A 20,880-nucleotide genomic window follows, 5' to 3' on the forward strand; every position below is an offset into this window, starting at 1 on the left:
GCAGGGGTTTCGGGTCTGCCGATGCGATCACCGGCTTGTGGGAACAACCCTGCCGTCCAGGTCTTGGAGCGCACTTGCGGTGCACTTGGTGCCGATCTCGCAGTCGGCGGCGCACGCCCGGACTCAGCGTGCGCCGAGGGTGATGCCCCAGGTCGTAGCCGTGCGTGTCACGCGGTCCACCAGCGCCGGAGCCTCCTGGTCGGCGGCGATGCGGCAGGCCCGGGTGAGCAGCTCGCCGACGATCGTGGACGACTGACCGTCCGCGCGGGACCACATGGCCTCGACGATGAGTCGATGTGCGGTGGGGTACTGCTCACCGGTGCGGTCGGCGAAGCTCTGCGCCTCGAGCAGTCGGGTGTGGGCATCGCCGACCCGGCCCGCCGCGAGCAGAGCTTCGGCATGCAGCGCCAGCCAGAACCCGATGCCAGTCCGCTGCGGACGGTCGGTGACCGTCAGCCGGTCGATGTTGTCGAGTGCCTCGTCGTGGTCGCCCGCCATCGCGCGCGACCACCAGTACATCCGTTCGCCGCCCTGCCGCAGATAGTCGAGCGGCCCCTGGGCGTCGACCGTCAGCAAGCGCCCGCCCGCCGACCTGGCCCAGCCGATGTCGCCGACCATCGAGGCCGCACTCGCCGCGAAGATGGCCACGCCCAGAGTGGCCAGCCGGTCGCCGGGGTCGGGTTCGATCGCATCGAACAGCGCGCGGCCGGTGGCGGTGTCGCGGCACAGCGTCGTCGTCCAGGCTCGGAATCCGCGGGCCAAGACCATCTGATCGGGTCTGATTCCGGGGACGTCGTCGAGTGGGGCGTACTGATCGAGGATGCGCAGTGCGCTGCCGAGGTGGCCCTGACCGAACTCGGCGATCGCCGCGACATGCATTCCCAGGTGGGTCACCACTGCATCGTCTGATCCTTCGGCATGCGTCCGGAACCGTGCCGCAAGGCGACTTCCGACGCGAACGTCGGCGATCTGCAGGTGCGCAGCCGCGCGCGCGTAGTCCAGGGCGGCCAGCAATCGGGCGTCGCCGAAGGCCGAGGCCAGTTCGCGGGCCCGCGACTGCAGGGCTGCGTCGGCGGCGAAATAGCCGTCTCGGGCGACCCGGGCGGCGAGGTCGGTGGTGATCGCGGCGAGCTCGAGTCGATCGTCCCCGAGTTGACGGGCCAGCGTCGCGGCGTCGGTGAGGTGGCGTCGGGCGGCCTCGAAATCGTAGGCACTCAAGGCGATCTGCCCGGCGTCGACCAAGGCCTGCGCCGTGCGGGCGCGATCGGCCAGCGGTCCCGCCGACCACAGATGCCGGGCGACGCGCACCGTGCGGTGGGGCGTCGCCTCGCGGTCGAGGGCATCGGCGACCGCCAGATGTATCCGCCGCTGGGCGATTGCGCCGATTCCGGCTACCACCGCCTCCCGGATCAAGTCGTGGCTGAAGGAAAAGGCGAACGGATCGTCGCCCGCGTCGACGATGCCCGCGGTGGTCGCCGGGTCCAGATCATCGAGGGTGTCATCGACCGGTGCGCCCATGGTCGCGGCCAACAGGACCAGATCCACCGAACTGCCGATGATCGCGGCGACATCGAGGATGTCGCGGGTCCGGCGGGGGAGTTCACGCAGACGTTGCTGCACCACGTCGCGGACACCGGCGGGGACCGCGTCATCGGCGATCGAGCCGTGCGCGGCAAGGATGCGGGTGAGTTCGCGGATGAAGAAGGCATTGCCGCCGGTGCGGCGCAGAATGGAGTCGACGGTACCGGCACCCGGCCACTCCCGGGTCTCGCGGCGGATGAGTTCGGAGATGTCGTCGGCGACCAGCGGGCCGACCTCGAAACGATGGTGGCCGGGCAGCCGCGCGATGGTGGCCGACAACTCGTCGACGGCTGCGCGGCGTTCGGCTCCCGAACTGCGCAGCGACGCGTAGAACGTGACACCGCGGGTTCCGCGGGAAGCCATGTGCGCGAACAATTCCAGCGATGCGCTGTCGGCCCACTGCACATCGTCGAGGACGATGATCAGCTGCGTGTGTCGGGTGACACCGTCGAGGAGATCGGCGGCCTGGTCGTAGAAGCCGAAGCGCGCCGCGGCGTCGGGCATGGTGCGCGGCGGTGGGATGACCGTCACCCCGGCAGTCACCATGCGGCCGAGATCGGTATCGAGTAGGCGTGCGCGGTCGTCGGGATCGAGTTGGGGAAGTACCGAACCGAGGATCTGCACCCACGGCCACATCGACGGAACAGCGGCATCATCGATGCAGCGGCCCCACAGCACGGTCACGTCGGCGGCGTTGCGAGCCCGCCGCGCCGCTTCTTCCAATAGCGCGGTCTTGCCTGCGCCCGGCTCGCCTTCGACGATCACCACGCCACCTGGACCCGACATCGACGCCACCACGGCCCGATGCAGCACGGCGAGTTCGTCGACCCGCCCGACCAGTCGCGACGGATCGTCGTCGGCCGGGGAGCCAGGGTTGGTGCCGGCGGGGGCGGTGTCCGGGCCGGCGGCCCCCGGCGTCGCGGACGGTGTGGGCACCAGCGTCGGCGACGGCGGCGCCGGTGCTTCCAGGTGGTCTGCCTGATCGAGGATGTCGCTCTCCAACCGTCGCAGCCGCGGACCTGGATCGACCCCGATCTCCTCGGCGAGGATGCGCCGGGCATCGGCGATCGCGGCCAGCGCCTCGGATTGGCGGCCGAGACGATAGTGCGAGGTCGCGAGCAACGTCCACAGGTTCTCGTCCAGCGGTGTCGCCTCGATGGCACGTTCGAGTTCGCCGACGAGGAGTCGATGATCGCCGATCGCCAGCCGCGCCTCGTAGGACAGTTCGCGGGCCACCCCGAGCATCCGCTCGAGATGGAGAGCCGCCTCGTCGCGGAAGGGAAGTCCCTCGAATTCGGGCAGTAGCGGGCGGTAGACGGCCAGCACCTCCCGCAGGACGGTCGCGGCGGCGGACGCTTCGTGGCGGGCCAGCATCTCCTTCGCCTCGGTGACATTCGCGACCAGGCGCCGCAGATCGACCTGCTCGTCGTCGGTGGGGAGGCTGTAGCCTGCCCCGTGGGTGAGCAGCACGGTCGACGGTGCGCGTGGTCGGCGGTCGGGCTCCAAGGCCTTCCGCAGCCCGGAGATATAGGCCTGCAACGACACCTCGGCGCGGTCGGGTGGGTCATCACCCCAGATGCCGGTGATCAGCCGGTCGACACTGACGGGCGCGCCGTCGGCCAGGATGAGCTGGGCCAGCGTCACCCGCTGTTTGCGGGTACCCAGATCGACCCGGTTCCCGGCATCACCGGCACCGGGCGGTGTGGCGGATTCGGTTGGCAGTTGAGCACCGAGACCGCCCAATACGGAAAAGTACGGTCTGGTCATCAGCGCTGAGTGTAATCCCCGGTGGCCGCCGAGACCCGACGAAACAGGTGCTCGCAGACCGATTCCGATCGTTCGGCCGACGCCGGGTCGCAGACCCCGCCGCGTAGGTTGGGTGCCATGGGGTTCACTCGGGCGCAACTGCAGGCCTACGCGGGCACCACGGTCGACGATCTCGTGGACGACCGCTGCCGACTGCTGTTCGTCGGAATCAATCCCGGACTCTGGACGGCCGCCACCGGCGCCCACTTTGCCCGGCCGGGCAACCGGTTCTACCCGGCACTCGCGGCCGCAGGCATCGTCGACAAGGTGATCGATGCGTCGTCCGGTCTCACCGACGCCGACCGTGATCTCCTGCTCGATCGGGGAATCGGCATGACCAATGTGGTGGCCCGCGCGAGCGCCACCGCTGCCGAACTCTCCGCCGACGAATTGCGCAGCGGCGGAAAGCAGTTGCGTGAGCGTATCCGGCAGATCTCCCCGGCGGTGGTTGCCGTCGCCGGAATCACCGCCTACCGCATCGCCTTCGGTGACCGGGCTGCGAAACCTGGACGGCAAAAAGGTGATTGGGATGGAGCGCAGGTCTGGGTCGTGCCGAACCCGAGTGGACTCAACGCACACGAGACGGTCGCAACGCTCGGGGCGTCCTACCGTGAGGTCGCGCAGGCGGCCGGGCTGAACATCGCCTGACCGCCTCGGCACGCGATCAGATGTCGGTGGAACGCAGGATCCGGCACCGCGCGGCCAGCAGGGTCACCTCCCCACGCCCGGCGACGAACCGTTCGACGGTATCGAGCACATCGGTTACATGGCTACGGTCGGCGGCCACCACACTTGCTCCGATCACCGTGCGCCGATGGCTGTCGAGATGATCGACCTCGCCGACGGACACCGCGAACCTCTTGCGCACATCGGCGACGATGGGCCGCACCACCGAGCGCTTCTCCTTGAGCGAGTGGACGTCCCCGAGTAGGAGGTCGAATTCGCCGAACCCGATCCACATCGGTTCAGTGGTCGCTGCCCCGAAGGGATGCGACGTGGTCGGGGACGTACTTCGACAGCGAGCGCGGCGGCCGACGGTAGTTGCCCGAATGGATCGGCTGCTTCGGCAGCTTCACCGGCGGGTGCGGGGTCTCCTCGTAGGGAATCGTCGACAGCAGATGCGACATCATGTTCAGGCGTGCATGTTTCTTGACATCGGATTCGACGACATACCAGGGACTCATCGCGGTATCGGTGTGCACCATCATCTCGTCCTTGGCGCGCGAGTAGTCCTCCCAGCGATGAATCGATTCGAGATCCATCGGGCTGAGCTTCCACTGACGCACCGGGTCGTTCATGCGGGCACGGAACCGGCGCAGTTGCTCGTCGTCGGACACCGAGAACCAGTATTTGCGCAGCAGGATGCCGTCGTCGATGAGCATCTGCTCGAAGATCGGGGTCTGCCGCAGGAACCGGGTGTGTTCCTCAGGAGTGCAGAAACCCATCACCTTCTCCACCCCGGCACGGTTGTACCAGGAACGGTCGAACAGGACGAGCTCACCCGGCGCGGGGAGGTGGTTGACGTACCGCTGGTAATACCATTGCCCGCGTTCACGTTCGGTCGGTGCGGGCAGGGCGGCAATCCGGGCGACCCGGGGGCTGAGGTATTCGGTGATGCGCTTGATGGTGCCGCCCTTGCCCGCGGCGTCGCGACCTTCGAAGACCACCACCACCCGCGTTCCGGAAACGCGCACCCATTCCTGTAGTTTGACCAACTCGGTTTGCAGCCGGAACAGCTCGGCCTCGTACACCTTGTTGGGAATCTTGTCCTGTTTCTTCGGCTTTCCCTGCTTGGACATGATCACAGCTTACGGGTGCGGTGATCGGCGTCCGAGCCGAATGTGGGTGTGTCGAATCGGCGTATGGCGGACGTGGACGTTCAGCGGCCACTCGGCGTGGAGACGGCGTCGAGTTCGGTCTGCAACTCGGCCACCGACGCGTCGATCCGTGCGCGCGAGAACTCGTTGATGTCGAGTCCCTCGACGATCTCCCAGCGTCCACCCACCGAACGGACCGGGAACGAACACACCAGACCTTCGGGAACGCCGTACGCACCCGTGGACGGCAGGGCCGCCGAAGTCCAGTCACCGTCGGGCGTCCCCAGTACCCAGTCGTGCACGTGGTCGATGGTGCCGTTGGCCGCCGATGCCGCCGACGACGCCCCGCGGGCCTCGATGATCGCGGTGCCGCGGGTGGCCACGGTCGGGATGAAATCGTTGACCAGCCAGTCTCGGTCGGCCGCGACCTCCGCGCCGCTGCGATCGCCCACCCGGGCGTGGAAGATGTCGGGATACTGCGTCGCGGAATGGTTGCCCCACACCGCCACCCGGCTGATCTGCGCCACTGGTGTGTCGGTGTGCCGCGCGAGTTGGGCTATGGCCCGATTGTGGTCGAGGCGGGTCAGCGCGGTGAACCTCTCCGCAGGTACATCCGGTGCGTGAGCGGCGGCGACCGCGGCGTTGGTGTTCGCCGGGTTGCCGACCACGATGACCCGGATATCTTCGGCGGCAACGGTGTTGATGACCGCACCCTGTTTGGCGAAGATGTCCGAGTTCGCCGCCAGCAGATCGGCGCGCTCCATTCCCTTGGAGCGTGGTTTGGCGCCGATCAGCAGCCCGAAGTTGGCGCCGTCGAAGGCCTGATGGGGGTCGTCGAAGATGTCGATCGAGGACAGCAGTGGAAAGGCGCCGTCGTCGAGTTCCATCGCCGTGCCCTCGGCCGCGCCGACTGCCTGCGGGAGTTCGAGCATCCGCAGCGCCACGGGCTGATCGTGCCCCAGCATGGCGCCTGCGGCCACTCGGAACAGCGTCGCATAACCGATGCTGCCCGCGGCCCCGGTGACGGTGACGACGGCAGGTTTGCGGGCGCTCACATCGCGCTCCGGGCCAGCAGAACCTGGTTCGTCGGACCCGACAGCACGAGGGCGTGACCGACCGCATACCAATTCAACGGGGCGCGGGTGAAGGTTGCCACCCAGTCGTCGGCGCCTGCCCGTGCTCCGGGGCACGCCATCCGGGTGGAGGCGAGCATGGAGATCCGCAGTGTCGACCCTGAATACTCGACGACTCCGAGATGCCGGTTGCATCCCGCACTCAGGGAGATGTGCCCGACGTCGGGAAAGCTGACGACCAGCGGCCCGCCGCCCGGGATGGGGGAGCCGGTGACCGCCGTCGAGCTGTAGGTCTTGCCGAGGAGCGCGGTCGGGGCGGCGTCCGCGCCACCGCTACCACCGACGGCGAGGGCCAGGCTCACCACGAGTGCCCCCAGTAGCGCGAGAACACGCGCGGCGCGCCGTAAGCTGATGCGACGTTGCTGAACGGGAGACGGATCGACGTCGAGGTTCACAATTGCTAACGGTAGCCGACCGGCGCGGCCTGGGAGATGGTGACGGTGATGGATATTGCGACGAACGTGGCCGGTGACCTGTGCTGCCGGTGACCTGCCGCACCGAGTACGTCACGCCGCGGCACATCCGGTCGGCGCAGGCTGCGCTGATCATGATGTTGGTCGCGATCGTGGCGCTGGTGCTCCTCAACGCGCTGGGTATGCCGGGTGCGGTGATCGCGGCGGTGGTGGCCGGGCTGGTCTCCCTGACCGCCGCGATCGCGGCTTACGGCCGGCTGGGCGAACGCGGGGCGATACTGCTGACCGTCGACGAGGACACCTGCTACCTCGGTGACGAGAACCGGCAGCTGGTCAGTTTCCCGTTGGCATCGCTGGCCGCGGTCTCGCTGGAGGGCCCGGCCGAGGCCACCACCGCGTCCTCAGGTGGCCGCAGACTGCGTGTCGCGGGCACCAAATATCTCGTCGTCACCGTCGACCCGCATCGCGCCGATCCGCTCGCCTCCGGAGTCGAGGAGACCTGGGAGATCGCGGTCGTCCACACCGATCCGGCGGCTGCCGAGGTCATCAGCAGACTGCATGCGCATGCCCCCGCCAAAGTGTCGGAGCGGGCGGCGAAGGTCGCGGCGACACCCCGTGCCGCTGCTGACGTCCCCGATCGGGGCGCGGGCGGGCCGCGGGTCGCCGACGCCGGTTCCGAGGACGCCGCGCGCCGGCTCTGGGAAGAGGCGACGCGAAGGCACGACGCGGTCCTGGGTGACTACGCGGCCTACGAGCTCGACCCGGCCCTGATGCTGCGGTACCCGGCGGTCACCGATGTCAGTGTCGAGGAGACCCAGAACTTTCATCTCGCGCTCGACGAGGCGACCGCCCTACGCACCGACGACTACCCGGGTGATCGGGGGCGCGCCGACGCCTACCAGCAGTCGGTGGCTCGGCTGCGCCGTGCGTGGACGGTCTGTGAGACGCGGGGACGCAAGGTCGGGGTCGGATATCTCGATCCGGCCGATCAGCAGGATCTCGACACCGCGCTCAAGCTCTACCGTCATGCCGCGGGCTCCGACGTCCCGTCCGAGCAGGCCACCTATTTCGGCCGGGTACGCGACATCGTGACCCGGCTCGCCGACCGTGGCGCCCTGAATCCGCCGTCGGCGACACTCGCCGAACTGGAGTCCGTCACCCGAAAGGCGCTAGAGGCGTAGCCGATTCCGTGCGACCGGGTCAGTACGTGCCTGCCTTCAGGAATTCGCCGGTGAGGCTGTAGGTCCCCTCCGATGCGTCGTCGGGTCCGACGCCGACCGTGATCACGGTCGGCGGGTCGCGGTAGTACTCGGATTCGACCGCGATCTCCACTCCGTTGCGGTCGAAGTCGGAGACCGCACCGCGTGTCATGGCCTGATTGCGGACCGATTCGAGTGTCGCGAGCGAGATGTCGTCGAAGGCGACGCCTTCGCCGGTGCTGCCCGAGGTGGTGCGCACTTCGGGGAACTTGCCGGGGACGATGGTGATCGTCGCCGACTGGCGTGGGGTCACATGGTCGATGACGATGCCGCCGCTGTTCTGGACGTTGCTGGCTTCGAGTGGGAAGGGGGTCCCGTCGGCGGTGCCCCGGATGCGGAGTTCGCGGATCGCGGGGGCGGACAGTGACAATTGCGCCGAGGTCAGCGCGGATCTGGCGAGATCCATGGACCGCTTGAGATCGCCCGGGTCGAAATATCCGGCGACCGATCCGTCGAGGGTGGCCTCGATGTCGACCGAGGACATCCGGCGGTCGTTGGGCGGGTCGAAGGTGCCGGTGAGCAGAACCGGCTGACCGGGGTCGGTCCGCTTGGCGGTCAGCCGTTCGAAGGTGAGGTCGCCGGTGAACGGGGTTGCGTCGGCTTTCATCCGCGCAACGATGGCGCCCATATCGGTGCTTGCCAGGTCGCCTGCGGAGAAGACACTCGACTTGCGCAGCGTGTTGGGGACCGGGCTGGTGTACGACCGTCCCGATACGTAGACGTTGGTGGCCCGACCGGTCCGCGGGTCGAAGACGGTGGCGATATCCGAACCGCTCTCACCGGATAGTTGCACGCTGAGCAGATTGTCGCGCGCCTGCGGTCCGAGGTGTTCGTCGACCGCACCGAGCAGCGTGTTCAGCGACTTCGTCAGGTCGGAGCCCGCGGTGTCGGAATCGTCGGTTCCGCTGTCGATCGCGTCGGCGAGCGACGATATCGAACGTGGCGCCGACACATGCCAGCCGCCGCCGACGGCGAAGAGTACTGCGCACAGGGTCACCACCATGATCGCCGGGTAGATGACCGCCCAGCGGCCGGGCTCGTCGTCGAATTCGGGTGCGCGCCGACCGTCGGGGCGGGGCGGTAGGTCGGTGGGTGCCAGCGTCGAATGTGGTTGCCCGACCAGCGACGTGAAGCTGCCGCGTGTCATCGCGGTGATCCAGCGTGCCTGATATTCGGTGTCATCGGGCGGGTCGATGGTGGCCGTGACCATCGTCGGCTGTACCTCGCCGGTCCCGAGGCTGCTGCGGGTCAGTGCCTCGACCCTGATCGGCACCGCCGCCGACGACGAGCCGCGACGGTGGGCGGGCAACTCGGAGACGCGCGTCGGCCGAGGGGCGAGCATGGTGAACGCGCCGATGATGCCGAGCGGGCCGACGATCAGCGCCACCCACCATGAATTGAACGCACCCAACCCGATGGTGGCCGCCAGCACGATGCCGGCGAGCACCGATCGAAGAATGCGCAACGGTTTCCGGTTCATCGGCGACCCTCTCTCGGCGTACCGGGCCCGGAAGGATCGCCGGTGCCGGCCAGTGTCGAAATTCTAATGTCGACGACGAGTCATCACCAGACGCCGCGTACCGTTGACGATGATCTCCTGCCGGTGCCTCGCGCCGCGCGGTGATCCCAGAGTGCTGCGAACGATCAGGGAGAAGTATTCGGTGGGAAAGCTGACCAACAGCATGTGGCGACTGCTCGGCTCGCAGTCGACGCGCAACCAGTCCAAATCGCTGGGTGTGATCGCCGATGCCGACGCACATACCGACTGGGCAGCCGACCTCGACGACGACGACTTCCTGCGCGAGGTGGAGAAGCTCGACCTCGAGAACTCCACCGCCGACCGGGCGAAGTTCCTGGCACTCGTCCGGGAAGCAGCCGACCGCTCGATCGGGCTGCGTCCGTTCGAGGTTCAGCTCCAGGGGGCACTGCGCCTACTCGAAGGCGACATCGTCGAGATGGCCACCGGTGAGGGTAAGACGCTGGCCGGGGCGCTCGCCGCCATCGGCTTCGTGCTGCAGGGGCATCAGGTCCACGTCATCTCGGTGAACGACTACCTCGCCACCCGCGACGCCGAGTGGATGAAACCGCTGTTCGAGATCTTCGGCATCAAGGTGCGCGCCATCTCGGAGAACTCCACCCGCGCCGAGCGCAAGGAGGCCTACGCCGGCGATGTCACGTACGCCTCGGTCAACGAGATCGGTTTCGACGTGCTGCGCGATCAGCTCGCGCAGACCGAGGACGAGTTGGTCTCCCCGAAGCCCGACGTCGCGATCATCGACGAGGCCGACTCGGTGCTCGTCGACGAGGCGCTCGTCCCGCTGGTGCTCGCCGGATCGACCGAGGCCGAGGTGCCCGACGCGGCGATTCACGAGGTCGTGGCCAAGCTGAAGAGCAAGCACTACGAGATCGACACCGACGGACGAAATGTCACGCTCACCGACGAGGGTGCGGAGTTCGTCGAGGTCGAGCTCGGCGACATCAACCTGTACGACGAGGAACATGTCGGCACCACACTGGTGCACATCAACATCGCGCTACACGCCTACTACCTGCTCGAACGCGATGTGCACTACATCGTGCGCGACGGTGGCGTGCACTTGATCAACGCATCGCGGGGTCGCGTGGCCCAGCTCCAGCGCTGGCCGGACGGTGTCCAGGCCGCCGTCGAGCTGAAGGAGGGGCTGACCCAGACCGACGGCGGCGAGGTCATCGACACCATGACGGTGCAGGCCCTGATCGGCCGCTACCCGACGGTGTGTGGCATGACCGGTACCGCCCTCGCCGCCGGTGAACAGTTCCGCCAGTTCTACGACCTGCGCATCTCGCAGATCCCGCCGAACACCGCGAACATCCGCGACGACCTGCCCGACCGTGTCTTCGACACCAAGGCCAACAAGGTCGAGGCGATCGTGGAGTACGTCAAGGAAGTCCACGAGACCGGTCAGCCGATCCTGATCGGCACCCACGACGTCGCGGAATCCGAGGAGTTGGCCTACTTCCTGGAGAAGGCCGGGGTCACCTCCGTCGTGCTCAACGCCAAGAACGACGCCTCCGAGGCCGAGATCATCGCGGAGGCGGGCAAGAAGGACGCCGTGACGGTGTCCACCCAGATGGCCGGGCGCGGCACCGACATCCGGCTCGGTGGTTCCAAGGACGACGAGCAGGCGCGCGAGGAGATCGTCGAGTTGGGCGGGCTGTGCGTGATCGGTACCGGTCGCCACGACACCGAGCGACTGGATCTGCAGCTGCGTGGGCGCGCCGGGCGCCAGGGTGATCCGGGTGTATCGGTCTTCTTCTCCAGCCTCGAAGACCCGGTCGTCACCAAGAATCTCGCCTTCAAACGTGATCCGGTGTCGCCCAACGAGGACGGTTCGATGGGCAGCAAGGGCATCGACCTGATCGAACAGGCGCAGCGCGTCGCCGAAGGTGTGATGCTCGAGCTCCACGCGAATACCTGGCGCTACAACAAGCTGGTCAACCAGCAGCGCGACATCGTCGTGGCCCGCCGCATGGAGGTGCTGACCACCGAGACCGCGCTCGACGAACTGGCCGAGCTGGAACCCGAACGCTATGCGGAGCTCAGCGGCGAGGCGGTCCCCGAGCGCGATGACAAGGGTGGTGGCGACAGGGACGGTGGCGAGAAGGACGGTGGCGAGAAGGCCGCCAAGAAGGGGCGAGGCCGAAAGGCCAAGAAGTCGGTCAGCGAGACCACATCCGTAGCCGAGGACACCACCGAAGCCGACGAGACGACAGCTGGGGACACGACAACCGGGGACACGACAACCGGGGAGGACGGCGCCGAGGGTGCCGACGCGCCGCGGGAGCCGATCGACCGCGAGGTGCTGGTCCAGGCTGCTCGCGAGATCATGCTGTACCACCTCGACCGGGCCTGGGCCGATCACCTGGCCTTCGCTTCCGATGCACGTGCCAGCATCCATCTGCGCTCACTGGGCAAGGAAAGTCCGCTCGACGAATTCCACCGGATGATCCTGGCCGAGTTCGCCGACCTGCCCACCGATGCGGTCGACGCGGCGCGCACGACCTTCCGCGACGTCGAGATCACCGCCGACGGTGTGGATCTGGGCACCGCCGATCTGCATCGGTCGACGACGACCTGGACCTACATGGTCCACGACAATCTGTTCGCGTCGGGCGGCGCCAAGACGCTGCAGGGCATCATCGGCATCTTCCGGTGATCGACAGCGCCGATCGCGAGGGCCGACGACGGTGACCGCCGACAAGGCATCGGAGACGTCGGCCCCTGCGCTGCCCGAGGTGGTTCGGGGCGAACGCATCGTCACCGTGCCGAACGCACTCAGTGTGCTGCGGCTGGCGCTCATCCCGGTGTTCGTGTGGCTGCTGCTGTGGGAGGAGGCCGACGGCTGGGCGTTCGCGATCCTGATGTTCTCGGGATTCTCGGATTGGCTCGACGGCAAACTGGCCCGGCTGCTCAATCAGTCGTCGCGGATCGGTGCGCTCCTCGATCCCGCCGCCGATCGTCTCTACATCGTGATCATCCCGCTGGCCTTCGGCATCCGGGAGTTCCTGCCGTGGTGGCTGATCGGAGTGATCATCGCCCGCGATGTGCTGCTGTTCGCGCAGGCGCCGCTGCTGCGCAGTCGCGGGATCCTCGCGCTGCCGGTGCTCTATATCGGGAAGGCTGCGACCTTTGCACTGATGAGTGCGTTCCCGTGGATCCTCGCCGGTCAACTCGACTCGGTGGTCGGTACCATCTGTTACCCGATCGGCTGGGCATTCATGATCTGGGGTGTCGGACTGTACCTGTGGTCCTTCGCCCTGTACTGGTATCAGACGATCCTGGTGCTGCGGCGCATGCCGCCCGTGAGACATCTCCAACCACAACCGTGACCGTGGGGTCGCCACCGACAGAAAGGCGTTTGCCGTGACCGATACAAATGTTCCCGAGGAACTGAGCTATACCGCCGAACACGAATGGGTCCAGAAGGTCGGCCCAGCCACTGTGCGGGTCGGCATCACCGATTTCGCCCAGGATGCGCTGGGGGATGTCGTCTTCGTGCAACTGCCCGAGATCGGTGCCGATGTCGAGAACGGCGAATCCTTCGCCGAGGTCGAGTCGACCAAGAGTGTCTCCGACATCTACGGACCGCTGGTCGGCACTATCGCGAAGGTCAATGAGGAACTCGACGCCTCGCCCGACCTGGTGAACTCCGACCCCTATGGTGCCGGCTGGCTGGTCGAGATCGAACTCGCCGACGAGGCCGCCCTCAACACCGCCTTGGGTGACATCCTCGACGCCGAGGGTTATCGGGCCGTCATCGAGGGTTGATCGCCGGGATCATCGACGAAAACAAAGTAGGCGGCCATCGCCAGGTAACGGATCTGGTCGAGGCCTTGATAAGGATATGATCGTCGGTGTCTGAACCGATTCCACCGCGGGCTTGGCGACTCGCCTGCGGCTGCGGTCAGGATGCCCGGTACGGTTAGGTGAAGTGGGTCGGGGCGAGGCGCGCATGGTCGCCCGTGTCCCGACACCCGATGTCCAGATCCTGCCCGCATGGGCAGAGCGTGCAGATGAGCCGGAGTATCGCGGGTGAGAATCAGCGGTCCGGCCGGGCACCGATGAAGACGAAGGAGAACTGGTGAGCGACAACGACAAGGACTTCGAGGCGCCGGTGGAGACCACCTCGGTCTTCCGCGAGGAGTTCATCAATGAACTCGACGCGAGTGCACCGGCCGTGAGTGAGCCCGCCGACACCGGGGTGGAACGCCTCTCGCCCGGAACGGCGCTGCTTGTCGTGAAGCGTGGCCCCAATGCTGGTTCGCGATTCCTGCTCGACCAGGCGACGACCTCGGCCGGTCGGCACCCCGACAGCGACATCTTCCTCGACGATGTCACCGTCAGCCGTCGGCACGCCGAGTTCCGTCTCGGCGACAACGAGTTTCAGGTCGTCGACGTGGGCTCGCTCAACGGCACCTACGTCAACCGTGAGCCGGTAGACACCGCGTCGCTGAGCAACGGCGACGAGGTGCAGATCGGTAAGTTCCGCCTGGTGTTCCTGAGCGGACCTCGCGACGAAGCCGGCGCCTGACCGTCGTGACGGCATCCTCGGCCCAACGCAGCGAGGGATCGATGTCCATCGGCACGGTCCTGGCTCAGCTGCGTGATGACTTCCCGGACGTCACGATCTCGAAGATCCGATTCCTGGAATCGGAAGGGCTGATCACGCCTGAGCGGGCACCGTCGGGCTACCGGCGGTTCAGCACCGCCGATTGCGAGCGGCTGCGCTTCGTGCTCACCGCGCAACGCGATCGGTATCTGCCGCTCAAGGTCATCAAGGAACAGCTCGAAGCCATCGACAGCGGTGACGGGGCAGGCAACGGGGGTACCCGGTTGTTGTCCACGGCCCGCGGCGCGGTCGCACCGGCGACCGACTTCGGTGCGCGTGGGGGCCGGGTGTCGCGGGAATCGCTCATCGAGCGGACCGGTGTCGATTCGGCTTTCGTGACCGAGCTTCAGCGCAACGGATTGCTGGTGCCGGGGCCGGCCGGATTCTTCGATGAGGACGCCGTCCGTCTCGTGGAGGCCGCGGCCGCCCTGACGAATTACGGACTCGAAGCCCGGCACCTGCGGGCGTTCAAGGTGTCGGCAGATCGGGAGGCGGGCCTGGTGGCCCAGATCGCCAGCCCGATCGCCAAGGGCAAGGGGACCGGCGCGCGTGATCGTGCCGAAGAACTGGTGCGCGAGATCGCCGCGCTGTCGGTGACCCTGCACACCCAGTTGGTGAAGGCCGCGGTCCGCGGCGTTCTCGACTGATCGCGTCGTCCACCGGCGCGGCCGATCGGGTGTAGCGTCGGAGGCCAGGAATCGGCGAGTGAGGAGGCGCGTTGTGAGCGAGATGCGCGTGGTGGGCATCAGGGTCGAGCCCCCGCAGAGCCAGCCCGTATTGCTGCTGCGTGAAGTCGACGGCCAGCGTTACCTGCCGATCTGGATCGGGCAGAGTGAGGCGGCATCGATTGCGCTGCGGCAGAAGGGGATCGAGCCCCCGCGGCCGTTGACCCACGACCTGATCGTGAACCTCATCAACGAGTTCGGGCACGATCTGGTGGAGGTTCGGATCGTGGATATGCAGGAAGGCACCTTTTACGCCGAGATGGTGTTCGCGGGTGATGTGCGGATTTCCGCGCGACCTTCGGATTCCATCGCCGTGGCGATGCGTGCCGACGTGCCGATCATCGCCGATGAGTCCGTTTTGGTCGAAGCCGGTCTGCTCATCCCGGATGAGGAGTCCGAGGATGAACCGGCGGCCAGCGAGGACGAGGTCGAGAAGTTCAAGGAGTTCCTCGACAACGTGTCGCCCGACGATTTCAAGGCCAGCGGCGGAGCCTGAACGTGGCGGGGGATCGGTCTGTGGCGCGGGACTCGCCAGCCAGCGGAGGTCACGGAATGGCAACCGCCGGATCACCGTTTGTCTCAATCTCGAGTTGAGGTTGAGCCTTAGGGCGCGTCGCATTGGTGGGCGGAGAAAAAGGGCATAGCGTCACACGCAACGTCGCCGACATGATCGGCGACATGACAATGATCGACAGTCCGATCCGGGTTTGGTGCGCGTATGGTAGACGTGGCGCACAACACCAGGTGTTGGGCCCGATCCGAGCGTGTGAGGGAGTCTGAAGTGGGCGATCGGCCGGTCGACAGTGACGCGACGTCAGCTGGGCAGCGTGTGAACGTCGGACAGGGCAGCCTGGAAGAAGTCGCACCGGGCCTGTTCCCCAACGACACCGTCCCCGACGAGCTTGTCGGCTACCGCGTTCCGAGTGCCTGCCAGATCGCCGGCATCACCTACCGCCAGCTCGACTACTGGGCCCGCACCTCGCTGGTGGTGCCCTCGATCCGCGGTGCGGCGGGATCGGGTAGCCAGCGCCTGTACTCCTTCAAGGACATCCTGGTCCTCAAGATCGTCAAGCGGCTGCTCGACACCGGCATCTCGCTACAGAACATCCGGGTGGCAGTCGACCATCTGCGGCAGCGTGGCGTCGAGGACCTCGCCCGCATCACCCTCTTCTCCGACGGCACGACCGTCTACGAATGCACCTCCGCGGAGGAGGTCGTCGACCTTCTGCAGGGTGGTCAGGGTGTCTTCGGTATCGCGGTCAGCGGTGCCATGCGTGAACTCACCGGCACCATCGCCGACTTTCCCGGCGAACGTGCCGACGGCGGCGTCAGCGAGACCGCGCCCGAGGATGAACTCGCCGCTCGACGCAAGAGCCGCACCCGCCGCACCGGCTAGCGGGTTGCCGCCCGATGTGACCCAGCGCATGTCCGAAGGGTGAGGTCACCGGCGGTCAGCCGGGTAGAATCCCTGGTGCGTCGCTGCAGCACGGGAGAGCGTCGTCGGGTTCCGATAATCGGACTCTCGGCGACCGCCGAAGGAGCAACACCTCTCCGTCAAACTCTCAGGCACCCCGGACCGTGTTGTTGCCGGCGTCTCTGGAAAGTGACGACCTCGTCGTCCGCCCACGGTGAAAGGCCGCCCCGGCCGAATCTCTCAGGCGCCACCGGAGACCGGATATCCGGTCGCCAGGCATGACAGAGGGAGAGGGCCGGCCGGTGACGTCGACGCACGCGCATCGGTGATTGCGAGAGGTGGCCCCCTGCCATGACCGACTTCAGCGCTGTGCGCGACACCCATACCGATCACACCGACGACTTCGTCAACCGGCATGTCGGGCCGGACGCCGCCGAGACCACCCGGATGCTCGCCGAGATCGGGGTGTCCTCCCTCGATGATCTCGCCCGCCGGGTCGTACCCGCCGTGATCGCCGACGACCCCGCGTCGAATCCGCTGGCCGTCCTCGGTGCGCCGCGCACCGAACCGCAGATCACCGCCGAACTTCGGGCCCTCGCAGCCAAGAACACCGTCGATCGCTCGATGATCGGCCTCGGCTACTACGACACCCATACCCCGGCAGTCATCCGCCGCAACGTGATCGAGGATCCGGCCTGGTATACCGCGTACACGCCCTACCAGCCGGAGATCAGCCAGGGACGCCTCGAAGCCCTGCTCAACTTCCAGACCATGGTCGCCGACCTGACCGGTATGGAGGTCGCGAACGCGTCGATGCTCGACGAGGCCACCGCCGCCGCCGAGGCGATGACGCTGATGCGGCGCGCGGGTAAATCGCGTTCGGCGCGCGTCGTCGTCGACGCCGACCTGTTCCCGCAGACCCGGGCGGTCATCGAGACCCGCGCCGAGCCGCTCGGCATCGAGGTCGTGCCGGCCTCGCTGCATCCCGGACTGCCCGACTGCGGGCTGCCCGACGGTGACTTCTTCGGTGTCATCCTCCAGGTGCCCGGCGCCTCCGGCCGGGTCGTCGACGCCGCAGGCATCATCGCCGCCGCCCACGACCGTGGTGCTCTGGTCGCGGTCGGGGCGGATCTGCTGGCGATGACCCTGATCACGCCCCCGGGCGAACAGGGCGCCGACGTCTGTTTCGGCACGACGCAGCGGTTCGGTGTGCCGATGGGATTCGGTGGCCCCCATGCGGGCTACCTCGCAGTGCACAACAAGTACGCCCGGCAGTTGCCCGGCCGGCTCGTCGGCATCTCCAAGGACGCCGACGGCAATCTCGCCTACCGTCTCGCCCTGCAGACCCGCGAACAGCACATTCGTCGCGAGAAGGCGACCAGCAACATCTGCACCGCTCAGGTGCTGCTGGCCGTCGTGGCGGCGATGTACGCGTCGTACCACGGACCCGACGGTCTGCGTGCCATCGCGCGTCGCGTCCACGCCGCCGCCGCCCAGCTCGCCGACAGTCTGTCCGCGGCCGGATTCGCAGTCGCCCACGCGGTCTTCTTCGACACCATCGAGGTGCACACCCGCGGCCAGGCCGACGCGATCGTCGCGCACGCCAAGCGTGAGGGCATCAACCTGCGTCGCGTCGATGCCGACATCGTCGGTATCGCCTGCGACGAGACGACCACCGCAGACGACCTCGACGGCGTGCTGCGCGCCTTCAGCGCCCATGGCGTCCACCCCAAGGGATTCGCCCAGGACATCGAGACCCGCAGCAGCGAATACCTCACCCATCCGGCCTTCAACCGCTATCGCACCGAAACCGCGATGTTGCGCTACCTACGCGCCCTGTCCGACAAGGACATCGCCCTCGACCGCAGCATGATCCCACTCGGTTCCTGCACTATGAAGCTCAACGCCACCACCGAGATGGAACCCATCACCTGGCCCGACTTCGCGGGTCTGCATCCGTTCGCGCCGGCCGCCGACACCGTCGGGATCCGGGAACTCATCGCCCGAGTCGAGGAGTGGCTCGTCGCGATCACCGGCTACGACCGGGTGAGTCTGCAGCCGAACGCGGGATCGCAGGGGGAGTACGCCGGACTGCTGGCCATCCGGCGCTATCACCTCTCACGCGGCGACGCCGAGCGTGACATCTGCCTGATCCCGTCGAGCGCGCACGGCACCAACGCGGCGTCGGCGGTCATGGCCGGGATGCGGGTCGTCGTCGTCGGATGCCGGGAGAACGGCGACGTCGACGTCGCCGACCTGCATGCCAAGATCGCCGATCATGCCGGTCGGGTGGCCGCCATCATGGTGACCTACCCGTCCACACACGGCGTCTTCGAACACGACATCCGCGACATCTGTGCCGCCGTGCACGACGAGGGCGGACAGGTCTATGTCGATGGTGCCAACCTGAACGCACTCGTCGGAGTGGCCCGGCCGGGCCACTTCGGCGGCGACGTCAGTCATCTGAACCTGCACAAGACCTTCTGCATCCCGCATGGGGGTGGCGGTCCCGGCGTCGGTCCGGTCGCGGTGGCGAGCCACCTGGCCTCCTTCCTGCCCGGCCACCCTCTCGACGACTCACTGATCGGCACGGCGACGATCTCGGCGGCACCCTACGGATCGGCGTCGATCCTCCCGATCACCTATGCCTACATCGCGATGATGGGCGCCGACGGTCTGCGTCGGGCGACGCTCACCGCGATCGCCGCAGCGAACTACATCGCCCGTCGGCTCGGCGAGTACTTCCCGATCCTGTACACCGGCGACAGTGGGGTCGCCGGGGATGAGCACGGCTACGTCGCCCACGAGTGCATCCTCGACCTGCGGGAGATCACTAAGACCACCGGTGTGACCGTCGATGACGTCGCGAAACGGCTGGCCGACTACGGTTTCCACGCGCCGACGATGAGCTTCCCGGTTGCCGGCACCCTGATGGTCGAACCGACCGAAAGCGAGAATCTCGACGAGATCGACGCATTCTGCGAGGCGATGATCGCGATCCGCGCCGAGATCGACCGGGTGGGTAGCGGCGAGTGGACGGTTGACGACAATCCGCTGCGCGGAGCCCCGCACACCTCTGAATGCCTGGTCGGCGATTGGGATCACGCCTACTCGCGTGAGGTCGCGGTGTACCCGCAGGGACTGCCGTCGGCCGGTGCCCGCGCCAAGGTATGGCCCGCGGTCCGGCGCATCGACGGCACCTTCGGCGACCGCAACCTGGTCTGCAGCTGTCCGCCGATCGAGGCGTTCAGCAACTGAGCGGCGCGGCGGGGGTGGCCCTTCGTGACGCTTCCCGCTATCGCTCCGGTCCCACCGGAAGCCGTCAGCCCGGGTAGACCAGCCGGTTGATGGCCACGATGGCGCCGGTCTCCGGCGTCGGCATCGGATTCGGGGTGCGCGGAAAGGTGACCGTGCTGGTCGGAGACGGGCGCGGGGCATCGCCGCGGAATCCCAATCGGGTCAGCTGCTCGAGCTGCTCGGCTTTCGCCGCGAACTCGATGAACTCGGCGACCGCATCCGAGGCGTATTCGGGGACGCGCTCGCCTTTGAGGCGGATCACCGGGAAATCGGCGATCGGCGTCGGGCCGAGCGGCAGGACCTCCGCGAGGCGGGCCGTCGTATCGCTCTTGGTCAGCTGGTAGAGCCTCTGCTCGGTGATCGGGACGACGTGGATCTCGGTGGTCGCCGGATCGGCTGAGCCGTCGGCGATCACCTGTGCCGCGCCGGCAGGCGAACCGTCGGGGGAGGCGGGCGCATTGCGGGTGAGTGCACGCACGCTCGACGCCACCCGGTTCGACGATGCGTCCTGGGTGGTCAACACGCCGGTGGTGCGAGTGATCTGTGCGGCCACGGCCTGTGCCGCCAGTGCGGTCGCATCCGATTGGGCGCCGGTCGGCATGGCCATCCGCAGCGAACCCCAACCGTCGAGGCCGACCGTGCCGAGGCTGCCGTCGCGACGCTGCAAGGTGGGCAGAGCGGACCAGTCGAGGTTGCCGCCGAAGGCCTCGGCGAGGCGCGGCGAGGTGGCGAGGACCACTGGCGAAGACACCAGCGAACGCGGCTGTCCTTCCACCAGATCGGGCTGTGCCGTGGTCAGATCGGCCGCCCACACCGACGACTGCGGGACCCAGGCGGCGGGGAAGTCGCCCATCGAGGCCTGATCCCAGGTCCCGGTCAGCGCGTCGAGGGTGATCTTGGCGTCGCCCGGGCGGACCGCGATCGCCACACAGTGGTCCCCGACGACGGGACGGGTCGCGTTGTAGGCCTTGGCGATGGTCTCTAGACCGCCCGCGATGTCGGCGTCGGCGATCACCGAGACCATCGCCTCTCCGGCGACACAGTTTCCGGCGGCATCGGTGGCGTCGTCGTCGATCTTGTCACCGAGCTTCTGCCACGCAATCACCGCGGCGATGACGAGCAGGATGCACAGCACGGCGGCCACCAGCCCACGGCTGACACCGCGACCGAGGAAACCGCCGTCCCCGCCGCTACTCCGATGATGTGCCAACCCGATGCCTTTCCTGAACCGATGTCCCACGACACGGGGTACCGGGTTCGGGCCAATATCACGTGTCCCGCGATCC

Annotated in this window: 17 protein-coding genes and 1 riboswitch; of the genes, 10 read left to right on the forward strand and 7 right to left on the reverse strand. The window is 67.4% G+C overall.

Annotated features, from left to right (window positions below):
- Positions 1 to 123: 123 nt before the first annotated feature.
- Complete coding sequence (locus QSJ18_RS10835; protein WP_286326442.1) at positions 124 to 3,348, reverse strand: BTAD domain-containing putative transcriptional regulator; 3,225 nt, start codon at positions 3,346 to 3,348, stop codon at positions 124 to 126.
- 117 nt (positions 3,349 to 3,465) lie between these two features.
- Between QSJ18_RS10835 and QSJ18_RS10840 the strand changes: the two genes are divergently transcribed.
- The gene (locus QSJ18_RS10840) at positions 3,466 to 4,035 is read left to right on the forward strand and encodes a mismatch-specific DNA-glycosylase (protein WP_286326443.1); all 570 of its coding nucleotides are present in this window, start codon (positions 3,466 to 3,468) and stop codon (positions 4,033 to 4,035) included.
- Positions 4,036 to 4,051: 16 nt separating this feature from the next.
- On the opposite strand, the gene QSJ18_RS10845 is transcribed toward QSJ18_RS10840, so the two are convergent.
- The 4 genes from QSJ18_RS10845 to QSJ18_RS10860 form a co-directional block, all read right to left on the reverse strand.
- The gene (locus QSJ18_RS10845; RefSeq protein WP_286326444.1) at positions 4,052 to 4,348 is read right to left on the reverse strand and encodes a DUF503 domain-containing protein; all 297 of its coding nucleotides are present in this window, start codon (positions 4,346 to 4,348) and stop codon (positions 4,052 to 4,054) included.
- Positions 4,349 to 4,352: 4 nt separating this feature from the next.
- On the reverse strand, positions 4,353 to 5,186 hold the full coding sequence (gene ppk2 / locus QSJ18_RS10850; RefSeq protein ID WP_286326445.1) for a polyphosphate kinase 2: 834 nt from the start codon (positions 5,184 to 5,186) through the stop codon (positions 4,353 to 4,355).
- Positions 5,187 to 5,266: 80 nt separating this feature from the next.
- Positions 5,267 to 6,259: a malate dehydrogenase gene (locus QSJ18_RS10855; RefSeq protein ID WP_286326447.1), complete on the reverse strand. Its 993-nt coding sequence runs from the start codon at positions 6,257 to 6,259 to the stop codon at positions 5,267 to 5,269.
- Positions 6,256 to 6,732, reverse strand: a complete 477-nt coding sequence (locus tag QSJ18_RS10860) for an META domain-containing protein (RefSeq protein ID WP_286326450.1) — start codon at positions 6,730 to 6,732, stop codon at positions 6,256 to 6,258. Before QSJ18_RS10860 ends, QSJ18_RS10855 begins: the two co-directional genes overlap by 4 nt.
- Positions 6,733 to 6,812: 80 nt before the next feature.
- Between QSJ18_RS10860 and QSJ18_RS10865 the strand changes: the two genes are divergently transcribed.
- Positions 6,813 to 7,931, forward strand: coding sequence for a hypothetical protein (locus QSJ18_RS10865; RefSeq protein ID WP_286326453.1), 1,119 nt, complete (start codon positions 6,813 to 6,815; stop codon positions 7,929 to 7,931).
- A 19-nt stretch (positions 7,932 to 7,950) separates the two neighbouring features.
- On the opposite strand, the gene QSJ18_RS10870 is transcribed toward QSJ18_RS10865, so the two are convergent.
- Positions 7,951 to 9,489: a hypothetical protein gene (locus QSJ18_RS10870; RefSeq protein WP_286326454.1), complete on the reverse strand. Its 1,539-nt coding sequence runs from the start codon at positions 9,487 to 9,489 to the stop codon at positions 7,951 to 7,953.
- A gap of 181 nt (positions 9,490 to 9,670) precedes the next feature.
- Here QSJ18_RS10870 and secA2 point away from each other — a divergent pair, with 181 nt between their 5' ends.
- From secA2 to gcvP, 8 genes are all read left to right on the forward strand, one after another.
- Complete coding sequence (gene secA2, locus QSJ18_RS10875; RefSeq protein WP_286326523.1) at positions 9,671 to 12,205, forward strand: accessory Sec system translocase SecA2; 2,535 nt, start codon at positions 9,671 to 9,673, stop codon at positions 12,203 to 12,205.
- A 70-nt stretch (positions 12,206 to 12,275) separates the two neighbouring features.
- Entirely contained in the window at positions 12,276 to 12,878 is a 603-nt protein-coding gene (locus QSJ18_RS10880) for a CDP-alcohol phosphatidyltransferase family protein (protein ID WP_462476051.1), read from the forward strand.
- Between the two features lie 34 nt (positions 12,879 to 12,912).
- Positions 12,913 to 13,317 carry a glycine cleavage system protein GcvH gene (gcvH, locus tag QSJ18_RS10885; protein WP_286326456.1) on the forward strand — a complete coding sequence of 135 codons (405 nt, stop codon included), beginning with the start codon at positions 12,913 to 12,915 and terminating at the stop codon, positions 13,315 to 13,317.
- Between the two features lie 310 nt (positions 13,318 to 13,627).
- Positions 13,628 to 14,080, forward strand: a complete 453-nt coding sequence (garA, locus tag QSJ18_RS10890; protein WP_286326524.1) for a glycogen accumulation regulator GarA — start codon at positions 13,628 to 13,630, stop codon at positions 14,078 to 14,080.
- A 41-nt stretch (positions 14,081 to 14,121) separates the two neighbouring features.
- The gene (ftsR, locus tag QSJ18_RS10895) at positions 14,122 to 14,805 is read left to right on the forward strand and encodes a transcriptional regulator FtsR (RefSeq protein ID WP_286326457.1); all 684 of its coding nucleotides are present in this window, start codon (positions 14,122 to 14,124) and stop codon (positions 14,803 to 14,805) included.
- Between the two features lie 73 nt (positions 14,806 to 14,878).
- Positions 14,879 to 15,379, forward strand: coding sequence for a bifunctional nuclease family protein (locus QSJ18_RS10900; RefSeq protein ID WP_286326458.1), 501 nt, complete (start codon positions 14,879 to 14,881; stop codon positions 15,377 to 15,379).
- Between the two features lie 285 nt (positions 15,380 to 15,664).
- Positions 15,665 to 16,279: a MerR family transcriptional regulator gene (locus QSJ18_RS10905; RefSeq protein WP_286326459.1), complete on the forward strand. Its 615-nt coding sequence runs from the start codon at positions 15,665 to 15,667 to the stop codon at positions 16,277 to 16,279.
- An 81-nt stretch (positions 16,280 to 16,360) separates the two neighbouring features.
- Positions 16,361 to 16,472, forward strand: a riboswitch (glycine riboswitch).
- 176 nt (positions 16,473 to 16,648) lie between these two features.
- The gene (gene gcvP, locus QSJ18_RS10910; RefSeq protein ID WP_286326460.1) at positions 16,649 to 19,555 is read left to right on the forward strand and encodes an aminomethyl-transferring glycine dehydrogenase; all 2,907 of its coding nucleotides are present in this window, start codon (positions 16,649 to 16,651) and stop codon (positions 19,553 to 19,555) included.
- A 64-nt stretch (positions 19,556 to 19,619) separates the two neighbouring features.
- Here gcvP and QSJ18_RS10915 read toward each other — a convergent pair whose 3' ends face one another.
- Positions 19,620 to 20,804, reverse strand: coding sequence for a hypothetical protein (locus QSJ18_RS10915; RefSeq protein WP_286326461.1), 1,185 nt, complete (start codon positions 20,802 to 20,804; stop codon positions 19,620 to 19,622).
- Between the last annotated feature and the right edge of the window lie 76 nt (positions 20,805 to 20,880).

Origin of the sequence: Gordonia heveisoli (genome assembly GCF_030315745.1) — a bacterium.
In the GTDB taxonomy this organism is placed as follows: domain Bacteria; phylum Actinomycetota; class Actinomycetes; order Mycobacteriales; family Mycobacteriaceae; genus Gordonia.